The following is an 18,975-nucleotide window of genomic DNA, read 5'->3' as shown; positions in this document are numbered from 1 at the left end:
AGCGAGAAGAGCGAGAAGAGGAGGAACGAGGATGGCTTCCAGCGTGGTGCCCAGGGGACCGGCGACGGACCCGCACGCCCCGGCGGGCGTCACCGCGGGTGGCCCGGCGAAGGGCCCCGGCACCACCGGAGCGCCTCCACCGTCGACCGGCCGCCCGCCGGCCCCGGCCAACAGAAGACCGTCGGGTTGGCAGCGGTTCAAACGGGACCGCTTCCTGCTCCTGCTCGGGCTGCCCGGGGTGTTCGTGGTCCTGCTCTTCCAGTACGTCCCGCTGCTCGGCAACGTGATCGCGTTCAAGGACTACCAGCCCTACCTGACCATCGCGGAATCGCCCTGGGTGGGCTTCGACAACTTCCGGATCATCTTCAACGGCGACCCGGCGTTCCTCAACGCCCTCACCAACACCCTGATCATCTCGTTCCTGCAGATCGCCCTGGTCTTCCCGGTGCCGATCGGCCTCGCCCTGCTGCTGAACAGCCTGCTCAGTGAACGGATCAAACGGGTCGCACAGTCGATCCTCTACCTACCGCACTTCATGTCCTGGGTGATCGTGGTGGCGTTGTTCCAGCACATGCTCGGCAACGCCGGCCTCTACAACACCTGGGCGCGCATGCAGGAGTTGCCGCTCATCGAGGTGATCGGCAACCCGGACCTGTTCCTCGCCCTGATCACCTCGCAGGTGATCTGGAAGGACGCCGGCTGGGGCACCATCATCTTCCTCGCCGCGATCTCCCGGGTCGACCTGGAGTTGTTCGAGGCGGTCGCCGTCGACGGCGGCGGCCGGCTGCGTCAGCTCTGGCACGTCACCCTGCCCGCCATCCGACCGGTCATCATCCTGCTGTTCATCCTGAAGCTCGGCGACGTGCTCTCGGTCGGGTTCGAGCAGATCTTCCTCCAGCAGGGACCGGTCGGGTTGGAGGCGTCCGAGGTGCTCGACACCTACGTCTACAACTACGGGATCGTCGGCGGCAACTGGGGCACCTCAGCGGCCGTCGGCCTGGTCAAGGGCCTGGTCGGGGCCATCCTGGTGCTCGGTGCGAACAAGGTGGCACACCTGTTCGGGGAGAGGGGCCTGTACGCGAAATGGTGACCTCGACGAAGCGCCGGCCGGGACCGGCGAAGGTGCTGCCGGGCGCCTCACGCGCACGACAACTGAGAACGATCAACGGTGCCGCCGCGCCCAACCTGGCGGTGCGTGGCCTCAAAGGTGTCGTCCTGCTGATCAGCTGCGCCCTGGTGATCGCGCCGTTCCTGGCGGTCATCTCGACGTCCCTGGCCGACCAGGCACAGATCGCCGAGGCGGGCGGTTACGTGCTGTGGCCGCAGAACCCGTCCCTCGACGCCTACCGGGCGATCTTCAGCGGCGGCGTGGTCACCCGGGCCACCCTGGTGTCCATCGGGGTCACGCTGGTCGGCTCGGGCCTGTCGGTCCTGGTCGTCGCGTTCCTGGCGTACTCGTTGTCCCGCCCGGGTAGTTGGGGGCACCGACCGATCCTGCTGCTGGTCCTCTTCACCATGCTCTTCAACGCGGGCATGATCCCCAACTACCTGCTCATCAAGCAGTTGGGCCTGATCGACTCCTACTGGTCGTTGATCCTGCCGACCCTGGTGTCGGCGTTCCAGGTCGTCATCGTGCGCGCCTTCTTCCTGGAGGTGCCGCAGGAGATCATCGACGCCGCCCGGATCGACGGTGCCAGCGAGTTGCAGATCCTCGTCCGCATCATGATGCCGCTGTCCCGCGCGGTGCTCGCGGTCGTGGCGCTCTTCAACGCGGTCAGCTACTGGAGCGCCTTCTTCAACGCCGTGCTCTACATCAACTCCACCGAGAAGTGGCCGCTGCAACTCGTGCTGCGCACGTACGTCATCGACAACACCGCCGTCGGGGCCGACCTGCCAGGTGAGGTCGTGCCACCCCAGCAGTCGCTGCAGATGGCCATCCTCGTCGTCTCGCTCATCCCCATCTGCCTGGTCTACCCGTTCCTGCAGAAGCACTTCGCCAAGGGCGTCGTCATCGGAGCGGTCAAGGGCTGACATCCCCACCACCCAGGAGGAAGCCGTGCAGGAAGACAACAGGCCCCACCAGCACCCACAGCACGACGAGCCGGACCGGTCCGGCGCTCGGATCAGTCGGCGCGCACTGTCCACGCTGGGTGTGGCCGGCGCGGTCCTGGCCGGCGGGCAACTGCTCACCCCGACAGCCGCCCAGGCCAAGCCGGCGGACGCCGACCGGGGCCGACCGAAGGCGGCCGACGCCACCATCGCGAGCGTCGCGCAGTTGCGGACGACGCCCGGCGCGGCCGGCCAGCGGGTCGCCCTGATCGGCTACCACGCCGACCGGCCCGGCGTCGGCGGCGGCGAACTCCACTGGGACGCGAGCAGCACCGAGGCCGACAACGGCGGCACCGTCTTCGCGGTCTCCGGCGTGGCGACCGGGCGCTGGAAGCGCCCGGCGAACAATCGGTTGAGCCTGGCCTGGTTCGGCTGCACGGGCGAGGGTGTGGCGGACGACTCGGCCCGCGTCCAGGCGGCCGTGGACTCCCTGCCCATCGGCGGGGTGATCGAGGCGGGGCCGGGGAAGGTCCGACTCGAACAGACGGTGCGGGTGCAGAACGTGCCGATCCTCTTCCAGGGTGCCGGGGTCACCGACAACGTCGACTACTCCACCCAGTACGTGGTCGCGACGGGCGCCGCCGACGGGTTCCAGTTCGTGGCTGTCCGCGGTGGTGGCCTGCGTGACCTACAGGTACGGGGGGAGGGGCTGACCGGGGGATACCTGGTCGCCACGGAACGCACCGAACTCCAGAACAACTACATGATGACCTTCAGCAACGTCCGGTTCCGCGACGGCTTCAACGGCATGGCCCTGCGCGGCTGCAACTCGATCCGGTTCCTCAACTGCGTCTGGAACGGGTTCCGTGGCGATCAGGTGATCCTGCTCAACGGTGTCGGTGACTTCTCCCGGGCGGATCCGGTCGAGTTCGTGCAATGTGGCATCGCCGCCGGCACCGGCAACAACAACACCGACAACCTCGTCATCGACGGTCTCGGCGGGTCCATCAAGTTCATCGCGACGGCGGTGCTCTTCGGTCGGCACGGCATCTGGTTGCGTAATCGCACCGGACAGGCCGGCCCCAAGTTCCTCTACTTCGAGGGCGGCGGCTTCGAGAACGGCCACGGCGTTCCGGTGCTGCTGGAGGCCGGGGCGCAGGCCCAGTTCACCAACACCTACATCTCCGCCGACAACGAGCACGACGCGGTCCGTGTCGGTGCCGGCTTCACCGGCAGCGCCACCATCACCAACAGCGTCATCCGTGGCTGCGGTCGCAACGGCATCGACATCGGCTCGACCCGGGTCACCGTCACCGGCTGCCTGATCGGCAACAACGGGCGTACCGCTCACCCGTCGTTCTCCCGACCTGTGACCACCGTCGCCGCGAACGGCTCGGGCGGGGTCCGGGTCACCACGAGCGCGCCGCACGGGTGGGAGACCGGTGACCGGATCACGATCGGCGACGTCACCGGAAGCACCGAGGCGAACGGCAAGTGGCGGATCACCGTCGTCAGCGAGACGAGGTTCGACCTGGTCGGCGTCGTGTTCAGCCGGGCGTACGCGGGCGGCGGCGCGGCCTGGCGCAACGGTGCCGGCATCAACATCCGGTCCACCGCGTCCCGTGTGGTGGTCACCGGCAACGCGATCGGTTCGCTGGCCGACGGCATTTCCCGACAGGACTACGGCGTGGTGTGCGACGCCGCCGACGTGCTGGTGACCGGCAACGACCTGGCCGGTAACACGGTTGGGGCGTACCAGATCACCGGTAACGAGACGGCGCAGACCCGGTTCGTCGGAAACAAGGGCGTCGCGCAGTACGACGGTTGGCTCAACGCCCGGGTGGACGGTCCGGTCACCGATGGACTGATCGACTTCGGCAATTTCCTCTACCTGGACGGTCAACGGATCCGGATCGTCCGGGTCACCCGGAGGCTCACCGCCGGCACCTGCAGCGTGCGGCTCGACGCCGACGGGACCGCCGTCGGTGGTGGTGCGCTCAGCACCGACGGCACCGTGCAGGCCACCACCCTCGCCGCCCCGTACGCCCTGGACGGGGTCGGCGGGCCGAAGCGGTTGCGGCTGCGGGTGTCGAACGCCGTCGGTGCGACGGGCCTGGAGGTGCAGTTCGCGTACCAGTTGGTGAGCTGACGGGGTTCTCGTCAGGCGCCGCGTGCGAACAGCGCCAGGCGGACCCGGTTGGGGCTGTCGGTCTTTGCCATCAGGCTGGTGATGTGGGTCTTGACGGTGGTGATTCCGATGTGGAGCCGGTCGGCGATCTCGGTGTTGGACAGCCCCTCGGCGACCAGGTTCAGCACGTCGCGTTCCCGGGCGGTCAGCCCCGGCATGGCCGGTGAGGGCTCGGGGCGGGCGTGCACCGCGCGTTGCACGAGACGTCGCAGCACCTCCGGGCTGAACGGGCTGTCACCGACGGCGGCCCGGCGGATGCCGTCCAGCAACTCGGTCGGGGGCGCGTCCTTGAGCAGGAACCCGCACGCCCCGGCGGTCAGCGCCGGGTAGAGGTGGTCGTCATCGCCGAACGTGGTCAGCACCAGGATGCGGGTGGCAGGGCGCTCGGTGAGGATCCGGCTGGTCGCGGTGATCCCGTCGACGCCGGGCATGCGCAGGTCCATGACGACGACGTCCGGCAGGAGCCGCGCGGCGAGTGTGATCGCCTCGCGGCCGTTGTCGGCCTCCCCGACGACCTCGATGTCGGGTTGGGCGTCGCAGAGCATGCGTAGCCCGGCCCGGATGAGGTGCTGGTCGTCGACCAGCAGCACCCGGATCACGCCGGCTCCGACACGGGCGAGCCGGCGGCGGCGCGGTCGCGGGGCACCGACCGGGCGGACGCTTCGGCGGCTGGGGCGGGGAGCACGGTACGCACCCGCCACCCGGTGCCGGTCGGTCCCGCCTCCAGCCGGCCGCCGAGGACCTCGACGCGCTCGCGCATCCCGGTGATGCCGTGCCCGCCGCCGGCCGGCATGCCCGGCGGCACCCCACCGCGCCCGTCGTCGGTGACCTCCCAGTGCACGGAGCCGTCCCGGACGGCGACCACGAGGTGCGCGAGCGCGGACGTCCCCGCGTGTTTGGCCACGTTGGTCAGCGCCTCCTGGGTCAGGCGCAGCACCGCCATGCCGCGCACCGCGTCGAGGGAACCGATCGCCGGGTCGAGATCGGCTTCCACGGTGACCCCCGCCTGGCGGGCCCGGTCGATGGACGCGCCGATCGCCGCCGGCAGCGCGGACGGTTCGATCGCGGTGAGCGCCGCGTCACCGCGTACCCCGTCGGGGTTGCGCAGCACCGCGACCAGCCGGCGCAGCTCCGCGAGGGCTGCGGTGCCGGTGCCGTGCACGTCGTCGAAGACCTCGTCGACCCGGGGGTCCAGGTCGGTGAGCACGTGCCGTGCGACGCCGACCCGCAGGACCATCGACGCCACATGGTGCGCGACGACGTCGTGCAGCTCGCGGGCGATGGCGCTGCGTTCGTCGGCGCGCGCCGCACGGCTCTCCGACTCGTGCTGGCGTTGCTCGGCCAGGGCCCGCTCGACGGCCTGCCGGCTCAGCTCCCGGTTGGCGCGGATGACGAGGCCGAGCAGCACCGGCACGCCGACCTCCACGGCGAGCCCGACGACCCCGGAGGCGAACCGGCGTGGCGGGTCGCCGATCGAGTCGGTCAGGTCGACCACCACCAGTAGCGCAGTGGCCAACCAGATGGCCCGGGGGCCGCGCGCCCGCATGGTCATCTCGAGCAACGCCCAACTGGCGCCTACCTGGTTGATGGTGAAGTCGTCGATCAGGCTGATGGCGACCGCCAGCAGGGCGGTCTGCGCCACCATGTTCACCACCGGTCGACGGTGCGCCGCCAGCGCCACCGCGAACGCCGGCACCGCGAGGACCCACTGTGCCGTCGTGGGCGTGCTGGTGGAGTGCGGGACGACGAGCAGGTAGCACAACCCGGTGAGGTCGAGCAGCACCATCCGCACGAGTGTGTCCCGCAGGTCGAACAGTCGCACCAGCCAGCTCACGACGGTCAGCCTAGGCGCTGCGGGCCGGTGGCGGCGGTCGCCGGCCGCCGCCAGCGGGTCCGGACCGCGAGGTAGCCAGCCAGGCCGAGCGGTCCGAACAGGATGGTCAGCAGCAGCACCGGAGCCATCACCAGCGCCGGCACCCCCCGTTCCCTGCTGTCCAACCACGCCCACCGCCCGACGAACAGATCGAACGCGATCATGTGCGCCCAGCCCGCCGCCGCCCCGTCGGAGGTGCCGAGCAGGTCGCGTACCCCGGCCAGGGTCGGCGACGCCACCGCCGGCAGCACCTCACCGAACGCCGGCAGCACCAGCAACGCGTAGATCACCACGACCGGCAGCACGATCAGCGGCGAGGCGATGATCCGGGCGGTCCACGACCAGCGCGGCAGCAGGATCATCAGCGCCCAGAACGGCGCAGCCACCGCGAAGGTCAGGGTGAACAGCGTCGCGGTCATGCCGCCAGCGCCAGTTCCGGTCGGCGCCGACGGGCCAGCACCAGCCCGGCGGCGGCCGCGGTCGCGACCACCAGGGCCGCCACCGCGGCGAGGGTGAGGGCGTCCGGCCGCAGCAGCGGCTGTCCGCGCAGCGCCTGCCAGGTCAACATCACCGTGAGTACGCCGTACGCGCCGCCCGCGACGGCCAGCAGCCGGGCGCGGGTGCGCTCGTCCAACCGCGTCGCGAACCGGCTCAGCAGGATCGCCAGGATCGGCAGCGCCTGGAGGGCGTGCAGCCCCACGAAGTGCCCGATGCGCAGGTCACCGCCGGTGGTGCTCCAGCCGACCACTGGCAGGCCCGCCCCGCCGTCGAGCACGCCGACACTGTGCGCCCCGGAGATGCCGTCGATTCCCGGCTCCTGCATGGGCAACACCATCGGCACTGCCGCGAGCATGCCCAGCAGCGACAAGCCGAGCCCCCAACCGACGGCAGTCGAAGCAGCCCGGTCCGGGATCCGCCGGATCAGCACCACGATGCCGATGACGAGGTGCGCGACGAACAGCACCATGATCGCCGCACCCATCACCGTGAACAGCGCGCTGTTCAGCGTGGAGGTGCCGTTGAAGTGGCTGGTCTGCCCGCGTAGCACCTGAGCGACGATCACCATCATCTCGATCACCGACATCGCGACGATGACAGTGACGGCCCACTCAGCGGCACGGCTGCGGCGCGGCAGCAGGGAGAGCATCCAGGCGAGCGTCGCGCCGTACAGCACGAACGACACCGCGAACTTGAACGGCTTGAGCCAGATCGGCGCCCCAGTGAGGACGCGCGGGTCGGCGAGGATGCCGACCCCGGCGACGACGGCGAGCACCGCCATCGCGGACACGAAGACCATCAGGGGGCGGTTCCAGTGCGTCGCCCGGCGCAGCAGAGTTGTCATGCCTGTAGATGGTCGTGGCCGCGCCCGCCGATCGCGTCCGACCGTGAGCCCTGGTTGCGGCCGGTGGTCGGAGCGCGCCTCCTCCCTGGGTAGGAGTCGTCAGGGCCGCAGCCTGCCGTCATCGTGGAGAACAGCGTCCGCCAGCCGTTCGGGGAACATGCGGCGCACACCCGCGGAGTATTCGGCTCCGTCGCCAGGCTGCGTGACCTGATCGCCGTCCACCCGCACCGGCACCGAGACGCTCCAGACGCCCGCGGGACCCGGTGCGGCGTCGCAGTGCGCCCAGGCGAACGAGGAGGAGCCGTCGCGCCCGAGCAGTCGGACGTTGCACGTGCCCGGCCCGCCCAGCAACTCGGCGGGAAGGAGCGTCGCGAGCCGCTCCTCCTCGGCCCGAACGTCAGCCGCGTCGCGGTCCGGCAGCGGGTACGGTGCCTCGGAGCAGCCGGCGAGCAGCCCGATCGCCAACCCGAGCCCGACGGCGTGTCGGCCAGTCACCCGTGCAGCATCCCACCCGGTGGCCGTTGACCGCCATCATCGTCAGGCGGCGGAGCGACCGGGGTGAACAGGCCGAGCACGGCGAAGGAGGCGAACCCGGCGGCTGCCGCGGCCAGGTAACCGGCCCGGGCGCTGATCAGCCTGGCCGCCGAGTTCCTGCCCTGATGAGCCGGGGGTCCGTTTCGCCCTACGGCATCGCCGCCGGTACGTCTCTTCATTCCATACAACGGCACTAAATTCCCGCTTCAGGGTAAGTGCGACCAACACCCCTAACTGCTCCGATAGCTTTCGAAGGAGAGGAAAATTCGGATTCCTCCCTTCGGGTGCACAAGGAGTCAGTGATGAAGCGCAGTGTCGCGTTCGCGGCAGCCCTCCTGGCAGGTCTGACCAGCATCGGATCGATCCCCGGGACCGCCCTCGCCGACGGGGGTGGCCCCGGCTACCACGACGACCGCAAGGGGGGTGATCACCACCACGGCGACGAGGGCGCGGTCTTCGTCCAGACCAACAAGGCCGAGGGCAACACCATCAAGGTGTACGACCGCGACGAGGACGGCCGTCTCACCAAGGCGGGCGAGTACGAGACCGGCGGGCTGGGCGGTTTCACCATCGGCGCGCCGCTCGACGCGCTGGCGTCGCAGGGCTCTCTGACTTATCACAAGGGTCTGCTGTTCGCCGTCAACGCCGGCAGCAACACCGTCACTGTCTTCCGGGTCGACGGCACCAGGCTGCACAAGCTCCAGGTCATCTGGTCCGGCGGTCTGCTGCCGGTGAGCGTCGCGGCCCGTGGCGACCTCGTCTACGTCCTCAACGCCGGTGGCGAGGGCTCGGTGCAGGGCTTCGAGCTGCACAAGGGTCGCCTGTCGCGGATCGCGGACGCCAACCGGTCGCTCGGGTTGCACAACGGCAACCCGCCCGCGTTCGGGACCGCCCCGGCGCAGGTCAAGATCGACCCGGACAGCGAGTTCGTGCTGGTGTCGACCAAGGCCGCCAACGTCATGTTCAGCTACGAGATCGGTCGCCACGGCCAACTGTCCCGCAACCCGGTCATCAGCGACGCGGGGAACACCCCGTTCGGCTTCACCTTCGACACCGACGACACGCTGCTGGTCGCCGAGTCCGGCTCGAACTCGGTCAGCCGGTTCGAGCTTGAGGACGACGGCGCGCTCGACCAGATCGGGCCGTCGGTGCCCAACGGCCAGCAGGCGACGTGCTGGATCCAGCGGGTTGGCGACTTCTTCTACGTTGCCAACGCCGGCACCTCCACCATCAGCTCCTACCGGGTCAACGACCACGGCAAGCTCGAACTCGTCGAGGGCGTTGCCGCCGACACCGGCGGTGGGTCGATTGACATGACCGCCAGCGACGGCTTTTTGTACGTGCAGAACGCCACCGCCGGCAACGTGCAGGGCTACGAGGTGGGCAAGGACGGCTCGCTGAAGCTCGTCACCACCGTGGAGGGTCTGCCGAAGTTCGCCGACAGCATCGGCATGGAGGGCATCGCCGCCTCCTGAGCGCACCACCCGCTGGTCCCGGTCGATCGTCGACCGGGACCAGCGTCGTGTGGTTGGTCACCGGCCGACCTGTCGTGCTGCGCGAGACTACGAGGCCAACCGCTCGTGCGCGGTGCCCGCCGGTGGGGGGAGTTCGGCAGCGCCGTCCGACTTGTTGATCTCTGACCAGACGGCGTCGAGGGAGAGGCCGAGGACGTCGGCGATCGCCGCGATGGTCGGAAAGGCGGGGGTGGCTATCCGGCCGGACTCGATCTTGCGGAGGGTCTCCGGCGAGACGCCCGCGTCCAGCGCGGTGAGGAGCATCGAACGTTCCCCCCGGGCGCGCCGTAGGAGTGCGCCGAGGCGCCGTCCGCGTTCGACCTCTGCGGGAGTGAGCGGCAACCTGACCATTCCCCGATTCTAGTACCGGGATAATATGGCCGGGATACTTATTGGTCAGCCGAGGAAGGCGCCGCATGATCGAGATCCTGAACCCCACCGACGTGCTGCGAGCGAAGGAGAGCGGCGCGCTGGTCGCCGGCATCCTGCAGACCTTGAAGGGCCGCTGCGTGGTCGGCACCAACCTCCTCGACCTCGACCGGTGGGCGCAGTCCATGATCAGCGAGGCCGGGGCCCAGTCCTGCTACGTCGACTACGAGCCGTCCTTCGGGCGCGGGCCGTTCGGCCACTACATCTGCACCTCGGTGAACGACGCCGTGCTGCACGGGTTGCCACACGACTACACGCTCGCCGACGGCGACCTGCTCTCGCTCGACCTCGCCGTCTCCCTGGGTGGAGTGGTCACGGACTCGGCCATCAGCTTCCTCGTCGGCGACGTGCGGCCGGCGGAGAGCGTGGCGCTGATCGACGCGACCGAGCGCGCGTTGCAGGCGGGGATCGCCGCCGCCGGCCCCGACGTTCGCATCGGCGACATCTCCCATGCGATCGGCTCGGTCCTCAGCGCGGCGGGATACTCGATCAACACCGAGTTCGGCGGCCACGGCGTCGGGTCGACGATGCACCAGGACCCGCACGTCTCCAACACCGGGCGTCCCGGCCGCGGATACCGGCTGCGCCCGGGGCTGCTGCTGGCCCTGGAGCCGTGGGTGATGGCGGACACCGCGACGCTCGTCACCGACGCCGACGGCTGGACGCTCCGCAGCGCCACGGGCTGCCGGACGGCGCACAGCGAGCACACCATCGCCATCACCGAGGACGGCGTCGACGTGCTCACCCGGTCGACGCCCTGACCCGCGACACCCCCGGTGCGGTCGGCGTCGGACCGCCCACGGTGGACGATTAACCGGCCGACGAACGGGCACGTCCCTGCGTGGCACCTGCCGGGTCGCGTTCAGAATGAACCGATCGGTCATGTTTTCCGTGATGACGGTCAGGGTCACCCCACCAGAGTCACGGAGGCACGATGTCAACGGTTCGAACGGGTCCGGTCATCGGACTGCTCGTGCAGATCGTTCTGCTGGCGGTGCTGGCGGAGACAGTCGGTCTGGGCGCGGCGGGTTGGGTGGCCGGGCTGGCGTACGGGATGCTCCTGTGCGCCCTGCTCAGCCGCGGGATGTCCCGCTCGGGCGCGGGTGCGCTGAGCCCCGCCGACCGGGTGACCCTGAGCCGGGCGGTCCTCGTCGGCGGCGTGACAGCCCTGGCCGCCGATTCGTTCGGCCGGTCGGCGCCGATCACCCTGATGGTCGTCCTCACCAGCGTGGCGTTGGCCCTCGACGCCGTGGACGGCTACACGGCCCGCCGCACCGGGACCACCAGCGAACTCGGTGCCCGCTTCGACATGGAGATCGACTCCTTCCTGGTCCTGGTGCTCTGCCTGTACGTGGCCCCCTCGGTGGGCGGCTGGGTGCTCGCGATCGGCGCGATGCGGTACGTCTTCGTCGCCGCGAGCTGGGTGCTGGGGTGGATGCGCGGGTCCCTGCCGCCGCGCTACTGGCGCAAGGTCGTCGCCGCCATCCAGGGCGTGGTGCTGACGGTGGCGATGGGCGACGCGCTGCCCGGGCCGCTGACGACCGTCGTGCTGGTGGCGTCACTGGCGCTGCTGGTCGAGTCGTTCGGGCGTGACGTCGCGTGGCTGTGGACGACCCGTCACCTGCGCCGCACCGCCCTCAGCAGCGCCCCGGCCGTGCTGGCCCACGCGAGCGACCAGCCGAGCCACCGCGTCCCGAGTGCCGCCCCCGGGCTGGCCGGGCTGGGATCGGGCCGGGTCGATGGGCTGCCCTGGCCGGAGCGCCCTACGGTCGCCGTGGCCCGACGTGGGATCGCCCGGGTCTGACCCGCCCGGATGCCGCAGCCCAACGAAGATCATGGAAGGATGCCCGGGTTGTCGCTCTTGACGCGCGTACGTCAGCTGCCGAGCCAGGGACGGAGACCGATGGGGGGCGAGGACCCGGACGCCACCGCCGGCAGCGGAGCCGAGGGTCGGCCGCGGCGCTCCTTCGCGGCCCGGCTGACGACCGTCCTGGCCGCGCTGCTCGTGCTGCTGGTCCTGACCGTGCCGTACGACTTCGGTCGGCTCAGCCCGGCGGCGTTCGTACGGATCCCGCTGGAAGCGCTGCTGGTCGTGGCCCTCCTGCTCGCCCTGCCGTCGCGGGGCAGCCGACTGGTCGCGACGCTCGCCGGCCTGGCCCTCGGCCTGCTCGGCTTGCTGAAACTGCTTGACCTGGGGTTCTCCGCCTCGCTGAGCCGCGCGTTCGACCTGGTGCTCGACTGGGCGTTGCTCGACGAGGGGTTCGCGTTCCTCAGCGAGTCGTACGGTCGGCCCGCCGCCATCGGTGCCGCGATCACCCTGGCGGTGGTGCTGGTGGGTCTACCCACACTGGTCACCCTGTCGATGCGACGACTGCGCGGGCTGGTGGTCCGGCACCGCACCGGGACCACCCGGATCGTGGCCGCGCTGGTGGTCGTCTGGGTGGCCTGCGCCGCGTTCAACGTGCGGGTGGTCGAGGGCGTGCCGGTCGCCGACACCTCCGCGACCACCCTGGCCAACGGGCACGGCTTCCAGGTGCGCCTGCGTCTGGACGACCGCGAGACGTTCGGTGCCCTGATCGAGGCCGACAGATTCGGCGACACCCCCGGTGACCAGCTGTTGACCGCGTTGCGCGGCAAGAACGTGGTCGTCGCTTTCGTGGAGAGCTACGGCCGGGACGCCGTCGAGGACCCGGAGTTCGCGCCGCAGGTCGGTGCGGTCCTGGACGGCGGCACCAGCAGGCTGAGCGCTGCGGGTTTCGCCGCCCAGAGCGGTTTCCTCACCTCGCCGACCTTCGGCGGTGGCAGTTGGCTCGCGCACGACACCCTGCTCTCCGGCCTCTGGATCGACAACGACCAGCGCCACCGCACCCTGCTGGCCAGTGACCGGATGACCCTCAACGGCGCCTTCCGGCGGGCGAACTGGCAGACCGTCGGCGTGATGCCCGCGGTCACCAAGGCCTGGCCGGAGGGCTCCTTCTTCGGCTACGACCGGTTCTACAACGCCAAGGCGCTCGCCTACCGTGGCCCGAAGTTCAGCTTCGGCACCCCGCCCGACCAGTACACCCTGGCCAGTTGGCAGCGCCTGGAGCAGGCGAAGCGCGACGGCAACGTGATGACCGAGTTGGCGCTGGTGTCGAGTCATGCGCCGTGGACGCCCGTCCCGCCGATGCTCGACTGGGCCGACGTCGGCGACGGCGCGGTCTACCGCGGGGCCGGCGTTGGCAGGTCGGACGACAAGCGCCGCAACACCGCCCAGATCCGGGCGGACTACCGGAAGTCGATCGAGTACACCCTCGGCGCCCTGATCTCCTACGTGCAGACCTACGGAGACGACGACCTGGTGTTCATCTTCCTCGGTGACCACCAGCCCGCCGCGGTCGTCACCGGCGAGAACGCCAGCCGAGACGTACCCATCTCGATCATCACCCGGGACCGGGCGGTGCTGGACCGGATCTCCGGGTGGGGCTGGCAGGACGGGCTCAAGCCCGGGCCGCAGGCACCGGTCTGGCGGATGGACGCCTTCCGGGACCGGTTCCTGACCGCGTTCGGCCCGTAACCCGGCCACCTCTCTCACGGACTGGACCCCGACAGATGACGGCTACCACCCACACCAGAATCGCCGCGCTCCGCACCGACCCGGCCCTGTCCCTGCTGCACCGGTCGCTGGACGTCTACTACGGCGATCCCGAACGCGACGCGAGGATGGACGCCTTCTACTCCCGCTTCGTCAGCAGCGGGGACCTCGTCTTCGACATCGGCTCCCACGTGGGCGACCACATCGGCAGCTTCCGTCGCCTCGGCGCCCGGGTCGTCGCCGTGGAACCGCAGCCGCTGTGCCTGCGCGCCCTGCGGGCGATCTACGCCGAGGACGACCAGGTGACAGTGGTCGACGCCGCCTGTGGCGCGCTCCCCGGACGAACCCGCCTGCACGTCAACTCCGCCAACCCCACGGTGTCGACCGCCTCGCCCGACTTCGTGCGGGCGGCGAACGGCGCGGGCGGGTGGGAGGGCGAGGTGTGGGATACCGAGGTCGAGGTCCCGGTGGTCACCGTCGACGCGCTGATCGAGACGTACGGCGTGCCGACCTTCGCCAAAATCGACGTGGAGGGGTTCGAGGACGAGGTGCTGGCCGGCCTGAGCCGCCCACTGCCCGCGCTCTCGTTCGAGTTCACCACCATCGCGCGCGCCGTCGCCTACCGGTGCCTCGATCGCCTGACGGCGCTCGGCTTCGACGGTTTCGACGTCGCGTTGGGCGACGACAAGTCGATGACCTTCCGACGTTGGATGTCCGCGACCGAGCTGGCGACGTACCTGCGCGACCTGCCGCACGCGGCGAACTCCGGCGACGTGTACTGCGTGGCCCGGGACAGGCTTGATGATCTTCCACTGGCCGAGTTCGCGTTTCCGGGGCCGCTGCGGGACAAGCTCGTGGGCGCGATCCTGTCCGGGGCGAAGACCTCGACCACCGGCCTGCTGGTCGGGTACGAGCACGCGAACGAGCCGCTGCCCGAGGTGGGCCAGCTGTCCGCCGTGGTGGACTCGGCGGGCCGCCGGGTCGCGGTCATCGAGCTGACCGACGTACGGGTGATCCGGCTCGCTGACGTCGACCTGTCACATGCCCTGGCCGAGGGGGAGGGCGACGAGTCGGTGGCGCAGTGGCGCGCGGGGCACGAGACGTTCTGGCACAGCGCGGAGGTGCGCGCCGAACTGGGCGACCCCGATTTCACGGTGGACGACGACACGCTGGTGGTGACCGAGCGTTTCCGGCTGGTGCACGTCGCCTGAATCGGGTGTCCACTATGGATCGGAGCGGGCCACATCGTCGCGTACGCTCACCTATGCTCGGCGGGTGATCCCCCCGGCACTCGAGATCCGTGGCCTGGTCAAGACCTTCGCGGCGCATCGCGCGGTGGACGGCGTCGATCTGACCGTCCACCCCGGCACGTTCCACGGCATTGTCGGGCCCAACGGCGCCGGCAAGTCCACCACCATCGGAATGGCCGTCGGCCTGGTCACCCCGGACTCCGGGCAGATCCGGATCCTCGGCCACGACGCGCTGCGCGAACGGGGCCTGACCCGCGCGCTGACCGGCGTACTGCCCGACGGCCTCGACTTTCCCGAACGTCTCACCGGTGCCGAGCTGCTGCGCTACAGCGCCGGCCTGCGCGGGCTGCCCCGGGCCGCGGCCACCGACCGTGCCGCCGAACTGATCGACGTGCTCGGCCTGGCCAAGGGTGCCGGCACTCCGTTGGCTGACTGCTCCACCGGCACCCGCAAGAAACTCGGCCTCGCCCAGGCGCTGCTGCACGCGCCCCGGCTACTCGTCCTCGACGAACCGTTCGAGGCGGTCGACCCGGTCTCCGCGGCCACCATCCGCCGGGTGCTGCGCCGGTTCGTGGCCGGCGGCGGCACCTGCGTGCTGTCCACCCACTCGATGCTGCTGGTCGAGCAGATGTGCGACGAGGTGACGGTGATCCATCAGGGCCGGGTGGTCGCCGCCGGGCCGGTCGCCGAAATCGCCGGCGGCGGCAGCCTGGAGGACCGGTTCGTCGAGCTGGTCGGCGCGGACGCCTCCGGCAGCGCCGGTCTCGACTGGTTGACCGGGGCACGATGAGCGCCGAACCGCTCGTCGCCGGCCGGTCGGCTGGCATCCTCCGCGCGACTACCGTGCCGGCCCGGATGCGCGCGACGATGCTGCGCCGCTCGCTGCGCGAGCATCCCGGACCAACGGTGGCCGGCCTGGTCGGTCTGCTCGCCGCCGCCTGGCTGATCCGGTACGCGCTCCACGGCGACCAGCACACCCTCGGCCTGCTCACCGGGGCGTGGGTGCTCGGCTGGATCGTCCTGCCGCTGCTACTCGGCGGCGGGCGCGGCCGGGTCCACCCGGCCCACCTGCGGTTGGAGCCGATCGGCGACGTCCCGGCCGCGATCGGTCTGCTCGCCGCCTCGGCGATCGGCATCGGCCCGGCCGTCTCGCTGGTGGCGCTCGCCGCCCTGCCGGTGCACGCCGCTCGCTACGGCACCGTCGCGGTCCTCGTCACCGCCTTCGGCGCGCTGCTGCTCTGGCTGCTCGGGCTGATCGGCTCGGCCATCGCGCTGGAGGTCGTCGGCCACGCCGGTGGCCCGGTCGGGGCGCTGCTCACCGGCATCTTCACCGGCACGGCGATGGGCGTCGCCGGGTCGCTCTGGGCGGTCTTCCCGTGGGTGTCGGTCCTGCTCGTGGCCGCGCCACCGGAGGTGGCCCGGGCCATGGCGTACGTACCGAGCGGTTGGCCGGTCACCGCCGCGACCGGGCCAGCCGGGCAGGGCGTACGCATGATGGCAACCCTGGTGGGCATCGTGGCGCTCTGCGCCGCCGCGTACCTGATGCTGGTTCGGCGGGTGCTCACCGCCGGCGTGCCGTTTCGGCCACGAGCGACCACGGTGGTGTCACGGCCCCGAGCGGGGCGCGGGCCGCTGGGGTGGGTGCCGGCGGCGACGCGGGCGGTTGCGGGTCGGGAGCTGCGGTCCTGGGTGCGGCATCCGCTGCGGTTGCAGTATCTGGCGTTCGCGGTGGTGTACGGGGCTCTGCTCGCCGGCCTGCCGCTCCTGTCTGACGTGGACCTCCTGCTGCCGTGGGCCGGACCGTTCGCGGTGCTCGGCGCGGCGGCGATGTCCGCCGGGCTGGTGGGGCTGGACGGCACCGCGTTGTGGCTGCCGCTCACCACGCCGGGCGGCGAACGTGCCGAGGTCCGGGGCCGGGCCGTGGCGTGGTTGGTGCTGGTCGCCCCGATCGGGGTGCTGCTCACCGTGGCCGGCGTCGTCCTCGCGCCCGACGTCGACGCGCTGGCCGCGCTCTCCACCCTGCCGGCCCTGCTCGGTGCGGGCGCCGCGGTGCCGGTGTGGGTGTCGCTGCTGCGCGTGCGCCCGGTGGCCGACCCGCGACACCCCACCGCGGCCGACAACCCGACCGACATCGTCAGCGTCCTGGTCGCCACCACGGCGGGACTGATCGCCGTCGCACCCGTGCTCGCGCTGGTGGTCTGGGGCCCGCCCGAGGTGGCACCGCTCCTGCCGCTGGTTGGGTTGTTGTCCGGTGCGGGGGCCTGGTGGGGTGGCCTGTGGCTGGCCGACGAGCGCCTCGCCCGGCGCGGGCTGGAGGTGCTCGCCGCGGCCGGCCAGCGCAGCCGACCCCCGGAGACGGTGCTCCCACTGACCTGGGACGCGCAGTGGTACCGGGAGAACAAGACGACCGCGTGGGCGCTCGGGTTGCTCACGGTGGGGTGGATCCCGGTCATCCCGCAGGGGCTGATGCCGTTGGCGTTCGGAATCGACGGTGGGTGGATAGTGGCCGGCCACCTGGACGGCGGCGCGCGTACGGCGGTGGGGTTGGGCATGGTCGGTCTGGGCGTGGCGATGCTCCTCGCCGGCCTGGTGCTGTGGGATCGCCGCCCTCAGCCGGCGAGCTAGGACTGCTGGGGAAGAGCGTCTAACTCGACTGCGTAGGCTCGGCTACATAGACGCCCTTTCCTGGATGCCCCTCAACCAGTCCACGGTCCTTGAGGATCGTCATGACCCGGTTGATCGTGGAGATGTGCACGCCGTACTGCTCGGCCAGCTGGCGAGTGGACGGTAGCTTCTCGCCCGGCGCGAGGTCTCCAGACTTGATCTTCTCGGTGATCTCGGTAGCGATGCGCCGGTAATCGACCTTCTCAGTCGGCATGAATCGATCTCCGTGGGGTCCCTGGTTTCGGCACCCCAATTCGATCACGAGCAGACCTGTTCCAACAAGTTCCATGATCTTGCTTGACCTGCTCCTACAAGTTGGAATAGGTTGTGTCTGGTCGGGTTCCCTGGTTTCGGCAAACTCCGAGGTTCCCGGCGACAAGCCCACCTGGGGGAGCGCGAGGCACGGACTCTGCCCCCAGGTGGGACTCATCATGATCGCGGGAAGGGTGCGACCATGCCGATCGACGAGCCGGCCTCCAAGGCGACTGAGCTGTTCATTGCCAAGAGGGTGTTGGACGCGCATTGGACTCGGGCAGTCGACCGACCATGGCGGGTAGGTGGCTGCCCGCAGTGTCAAGGTCGCAATGACTGTCCGCAGCTTGATTGGGCAATCGAGGTGACCGCACAAGCAGCGGCGTTGATGTTCCAGAAGCGTTGACCGGCACCCGTCGATCGTTGTCGGACTGTGGCTGCGGGGAGTAGTCAAGATCTCAGCTTCGTGGTTGGTCCTCGTAACCTTGGTCCGCCAGACTGCGCGCTATGGGTGAACGAACGCGCAGGTGGGCGTGGGTGGCAGTCTTCGTTGTCGGGCTGATTCTCTATTTGGCGGTGCTGCGGACTCTCGTCAGCACCAAGAATCCGAACTTCGTGCCGGCGTTGATTCTGCTCGGGGCGACGCTGGTGCCGTTGACGTTCCTGACGTTCGCGCAGGCCCGTACCGGGCGGTGGCAGGTGCCGGCGTCGGTGTTGGTGACGTCGGCGTTCTTCGGCGGTGTGATCGGCACGGTGGTCGCCGGCACCCTGGAGTACGACACCCTGCGCGGGCTCGGCACCCTGCCGATGCTGTTCGTGGCGTTGATCGAGGAGTCGGCGAAGCTGATCATCCCGGTGGTGCTGCTGTTCACGGTCGTGGCCCAGCATCGCCGCCGGGTCCCCTCCGACGGGCTGATCATCGGTGTGGCGGCCGGTATGGGCTTCGCCGCGCTGGAGACGATGGGGTACGCCTTCACCGCGCTGCTGAGTTCGCAGGGCAACATCGGCGCGGTGGAGCAGACGCTCTTCATCCGGGGTCTGACCGCGCCCGCCGGGCACACCGCCTGGACCGGGCTGACCGCCGGTGCGCTCTGGGCGTTGTTGGCGAGCCCGAGCGTCGGTCGGCTCTTCGGGTTCATCGGCACATTCCTGGGCGTCGTCGTCCTGCACACCCTGTGGGACACGTTCTCCGGGTCACTGGTCTTCGTCGTGTTGGCGATCATCAGCATCGGCTGGTTGTTCTGGGAGCTGCGTCGCTACCGGACCTTCAGCGACCAGCGGATCGGCCAGCTGCGGCCGCACTGAC

General features: G+C 70.3%; 19 protein-coding genes and 2 pseudogenes. 13 read left to right on the top strand and 8 right to left on the bottom strand.

Features of this window, described 5'->3' with window-relative positions; genetic code table 11:
- The first annotated feature begins 31 nt into the window (after nt 1–31).
- The 3 genes from EV382_RS10895 to EV382_RS10885 are packed head-to-tail and all read left to right on the top strand — an operon-like array spanning nt 32 to nt 4,198.
- On the top strand, nt 32–1,090 hold the full coding sequence (locus EV382_RS10895; protein WP_130401446.1) for an ABC transporter permease: 1,059 nt from the start codon (nt 32–34) through the stop codon (nt 1,088–1,090).
- Nucleotides 1,084–2,031, top strand: a complete 948-nt coding sequence (locus tag EV382_RS10890; protein ID WP_130401445.1) for a carbohydrate ABC transporter permease — start codon at nt 1,084–1,086, stop codon at nt 2,029–2,031. Before EV382_RS10895 ends, EV382_RS10890 begins: the two co-directional genes overlap by 7 nt.
- A gap of 25 nt (nt 2,032–2,056) precedes the next feature.
- Nucleotides 2,057–4,198, top strand: a complete 2,142-nt coding sequence (locus EV382_RS10885) for a right-handed parallel beta-helix repeat-containing protein (protein WP_130401444.1) — start codon at nt 2,057–2,059, stop codon at nt 4,196–4,198.
- 11 nt (nt 4,199–4,209) lie between these two features.
- Here the strand turns inward: EV382_RS10885 and EV382_RS10880 are convergent, their stop codons facing one another.
- The 6 genes from EV382_RS10880 to EV382_RS10855 all read right to left on the bottom strand — a co-directional run bounded on the left by EV382_RS10880 (nt 4,210) and on the right by EV382_RS10855 (nt 8,165).
- A complete protein-coding gene (locus tag EV382_RS10880; RefSeq protein WP_130401443.1) occupies nt 4,210–4,836 on the bottom strand; it encodes a response regulator transcription factor in 627 nt (208 codons plus the stop codon).
- Nucleotides 4,833–6,071, bottom strand: coding sequence for a sensor histidine kinase (locus EV382_RS10875; RefSeq protein ID WP_130401442.1), 1,239 nt, complete (start codon nt 6,069–6,071; stop codon nt 4,833–4,835). The genes EV382_RS10880 and EV382_RS10875 overlap by 4 nt, the downstream gene beginning before the upstream one ends.
- Before the next feature lie 5 nt (nt 6,072–6,076).
- Nucleotides 6,077–6,529 carry an ABA4-like family protein gene (locus tag EV382_RS10870; protein ID WP_130401441.1) on the bottom strand — a complete coding sequence of 151 codons (453 nt, stop codon included), beginning with the start codon at nt 6,527–6,529 and terminating at the stop codon, nt 6,077–6,079.
- Nucleotides 6,526–7,452, bottom strand: coding sequence for a hypothetical protein (locus EV382_RS10865; RefSeq protein WP_130401440.1), 927 nt, complete (start codon nt 7,450–7,452; stop codon nt 6,526–6,528). Before EV382_RS10865 ends, EV382_RS10870 begins: the two co-directional genes overlap by 4 nt.
- A 99-nt stretch (nt 7,453–7,551) precedes the next feature.
- Complete coding sequence (locus tag EV382_RS10860; RefSeq protein WP_130401439.1) at nt 7,552–7,947, bottom strand: hypothetical protein; 396 nt, start codon at nt 7,945–7,947, stop codon at nt 7,552–7,554.
- Entirely contained in the window at nt 7,944–8,165 is a 222-nt protein-coding gene (locus EV382_RS10855) for a hypothetical protein (protein WP_130401438.1), read from the bottom strand. The genes EV382_RS10860 and EV382_RS10855 overlap by 4 nt, the downstream gene beginning before the upstream one ends.
- A gap of 123 nt (nt 8,166–8,288) precedes the next feature.
- On the opposite strand from EV382_RS10855, the gene EV382_RS10850 reads away from it, so the two are divergent.
- Nucleotides 8,289–9,461 carry a lactonase family protein gene (locus EV382_RS10850; RefSeq protein ID WP_130401437.1) on the top strand — a complete coding sequence of 391 codons (1,173 nt, stop codon included), beginning with the start codon at nt 8,289–8,291 and terminating at the stop codon, nt 9,459–9,461.
- A gap of 87 nt (nt 9,462–9,548) precedes the next feature.
- Here the strand turns inward: EV382_RS10850 and EV382_RS10845 are convergent, their stop codons facing one another.
- Nucleotides 9,549–9,851 carry a helix-turn-helix domain-containing protein gene (locus EV382_RS10845; RefSeq protein ID WP_130401436.1) on the bottom strand — a complete coding sequence of 101 codons (303 nt, stop codon included), beginning with the start codon at nt 9,849–9,851 and terminating at the stop codon, nt 9,549–9,551.
- Nucleotides 9,852–9,916: 65 nt separating this feature from the next.
- Between EV382_RS10845 and map the strand changes: the two genes are divergently transcribed.
- The 7 genes and pseudogenes from map to EV382_RS10815 all read left to right on the top strand — a co-directional run bounded on the left by map (nt 9,917) and on the right by EV382_RS10815 (nt 17,378).
- Entirely contained in the window at nt 9,917–10,690 is a 774-nt protein-coding gene (map, locus tag EV382_RS10840) for a type I methionyl aminopeptidase (protein ID WP_130401435.1), read from the top strand.
- A gap of 173 nt (nt 10,691–10,863) precedes the next feature.
- A pseudogene (locus tag EV382_RS10835) lies at nt 10,864–11,556 on the top strand (CDP-alcohol phosphatidyltransferase family protein); the annotation flags it as partial.
- Nucleotides 11,557–11,832: 276 nt separating this feature from the next.
- Nucleotides 11,833–13,485, top strand: coding sequence for a sulfatase-like hydrolase/transferase (locus EV382_RS10830; protein WP_130401433.1), 1,653 nt, complete (start codon nt 11,833–11,835; stop codon nt 13,483–13,485).
- Between the two features lie 35 nt (nt 13,486–13,520).
- Nucleotides 13,521–14,285: pseudogene (locus tag EV382_RS10825) on the top strand (FkbM family methyltransferase); the annotation flags it as partial.
- Nucleotides 14,286–14,714, top strand: coding sequence for an ASCH domain-containing protein (locus EV382_RS33360; RefSeq protein WP_244236930.1), 429 nt, complete (start codon nt 14,286–14,288; stop codon nt 14,712–14,714).
- 64 nt (nt 14,715–14,778) lie between these two features.
- A complete protein-coding gene (locus tag EV382_RS10820) occupies nt 14,779–15,543 on the top strand; it encodes an ABC transporter ATP-binding protein (RefSeq protein ID WP_130401432.1) in 765 nt (254 codons plus the stop codon).
- Nucleotides 15,540–17,378, top strand: a complete 1,839-nt coding sequence (locus EV382_RS10815; protein ID WP_130401431.1) for a hypothetical protein — start codon at nt 15,540–15,542, stop codon at nt 17,376–17,378. The genes EV382_RS10820 and EV382_RS10815 overlap by 4 nt, the downstream gene beginning before the upstream one ends.
- A gap of 19 nt (nt 17,379–17,397) precedes the next feature.
- Here the strand turns inward: EV382_RS10815 and EV382_RS10810 are convergent, their stop codons facing one another.
- On the bottom strand, nt 17,398–17,631 hold the full coding sequence (locus EV382_RS10810; protein WP_130401430.1) for a GntR family transcriptional regulator: 234 nt from the start codon (nt 17,629–17,631) through the stop codon (nt 17,398–17,400).
- Nucleotides 17,632–17,871: 240 nt separating this feature from the next.
- On the opposite strand from EV382_RS10810, the gene EV382_RS10805 reads away from it, so the two are divergent.
- Nucleotides 17,872–18,075: a hypothetical protein gene (locus EV382_RS10805; protein ID WP_130401429.1), complete on the top strand. Its 204-nt coding sequence runs from the start codon at nt 17,872–17,874 to the stop codon at nt 18,073–18,075.
- Between the two features lie 131 nt (nt 18,076–18,206).
- Nucleotides 18,207–18,974 (top strand): PrsW family intramembrane metalloprotease, encoded by a 768-nt coding sequence (locus tag EV382_RS10800; protein WP_244236625.1) that lies wholly within the window; start codon nt 18,207–18,209, stop codon nt 18,972–18,974.
- Nucleotide 18,975: the final 1 nt, after the last annotated feature.

The sequence above is a fragment of the Micromonospora violae genome, from assembly GCF_004217135.1.
Taxonomy (GTDB): domain Bacteria; phylum Actinomycetota; class Actinomycetes; order Mycobacteriales; family Micromonosporaceae; genus Micromonospora; species Micromonospora violae.
Note: the sequence above shows the minus strand (reverse complement) of the source record. Positions and strands in the feature narration are given on the sequence as shown.

Bases quoted from the DNA above. Each gene is read 5' to 3' on its own strand.
- EV382_RS10895 (WP_130401446.1), top strand. From the start codon at position 32: ATGGCTTCCAGCGTGGTGCCCAGGGGACCGGCGACGGACCCGCACGCC.
- EV382_RS10890 (WP_130401445.1), top strand. From the start codon at position 1,084: ATGGTGACCTCGACGAAGCGCCGGCCGGGACCGGCGAAGGTGCTGCCG.
- EV382_RS10870 (WP_130401441.1), bottom strand. From the start codon at position 6,529: ATGACCGCGACGCTGTTCACCCTGACCTTCGCGGTGGCTGCGCCGTTC.
- EV382_RS10865 (WP_130401440.1), bottom strand. From the start codon at position 7,452: ATGACAACTCTGCTGCGCCGGGCGACGCACTGGAACCGCCCCCTGATG.
- EV382_RS10855 (WP_130401438.1), bottom strand. From the start codon at position 8,165: ATGAAGAGACGTACCGGCGGCGATGCCGTAGGGCGAAACGGACCCCCG.
- EV382_RS10850 (WP_130401437.1), top strand. From the start codon at position 8,289: ATGAAGCGCAGTGTCGCGTTCGCGGCAGCCCTCCTGGCAGGTCTGACC.
- EV382_RS10845 (WP_130401436.1), bottom strand. From the start codon at position 9,851: ATGGTCAGGTTGCCGCTCACTCCCGCAGAGGTCGAACGCGGACGGCGC.
- map (WP_130401435.1), top strand. From the start codon at position 9,917: ATGATCGAGATCCTGAACCCCACCGACGTGCTGCGAGCGAAGGAGAGC.
- EV382_RS10830 (WP_130401433.1), top strand. From the start codon at position 11,833: ATGGGGGGCGAGGACCCGGACGCCACCGCCGGCAGCGGAGCCGAGGGT.
- EV382_RS10815 (WP_130401431.1), top strand. From the start codon at position 15,540: ATGAGCGCCGAACCGCTCGTCGCCGGCCGGTCGGCTGGCATCCTCCGC.
- EV382_RS10810 (WP_130401430.1), bottom strand. From the start codon at position 17,631: ATGCCGACTGAGAAGGTCGATTACCGGCGCATCGCTACCGAGATCACC.
- EV382_RS10805 (WP_130401429.1), top strand. From the start codon at position 17,872: ATGCCGATCGACGAGCCGGCCTCCAAGGCGACTGAGCTGTTCATTGCC.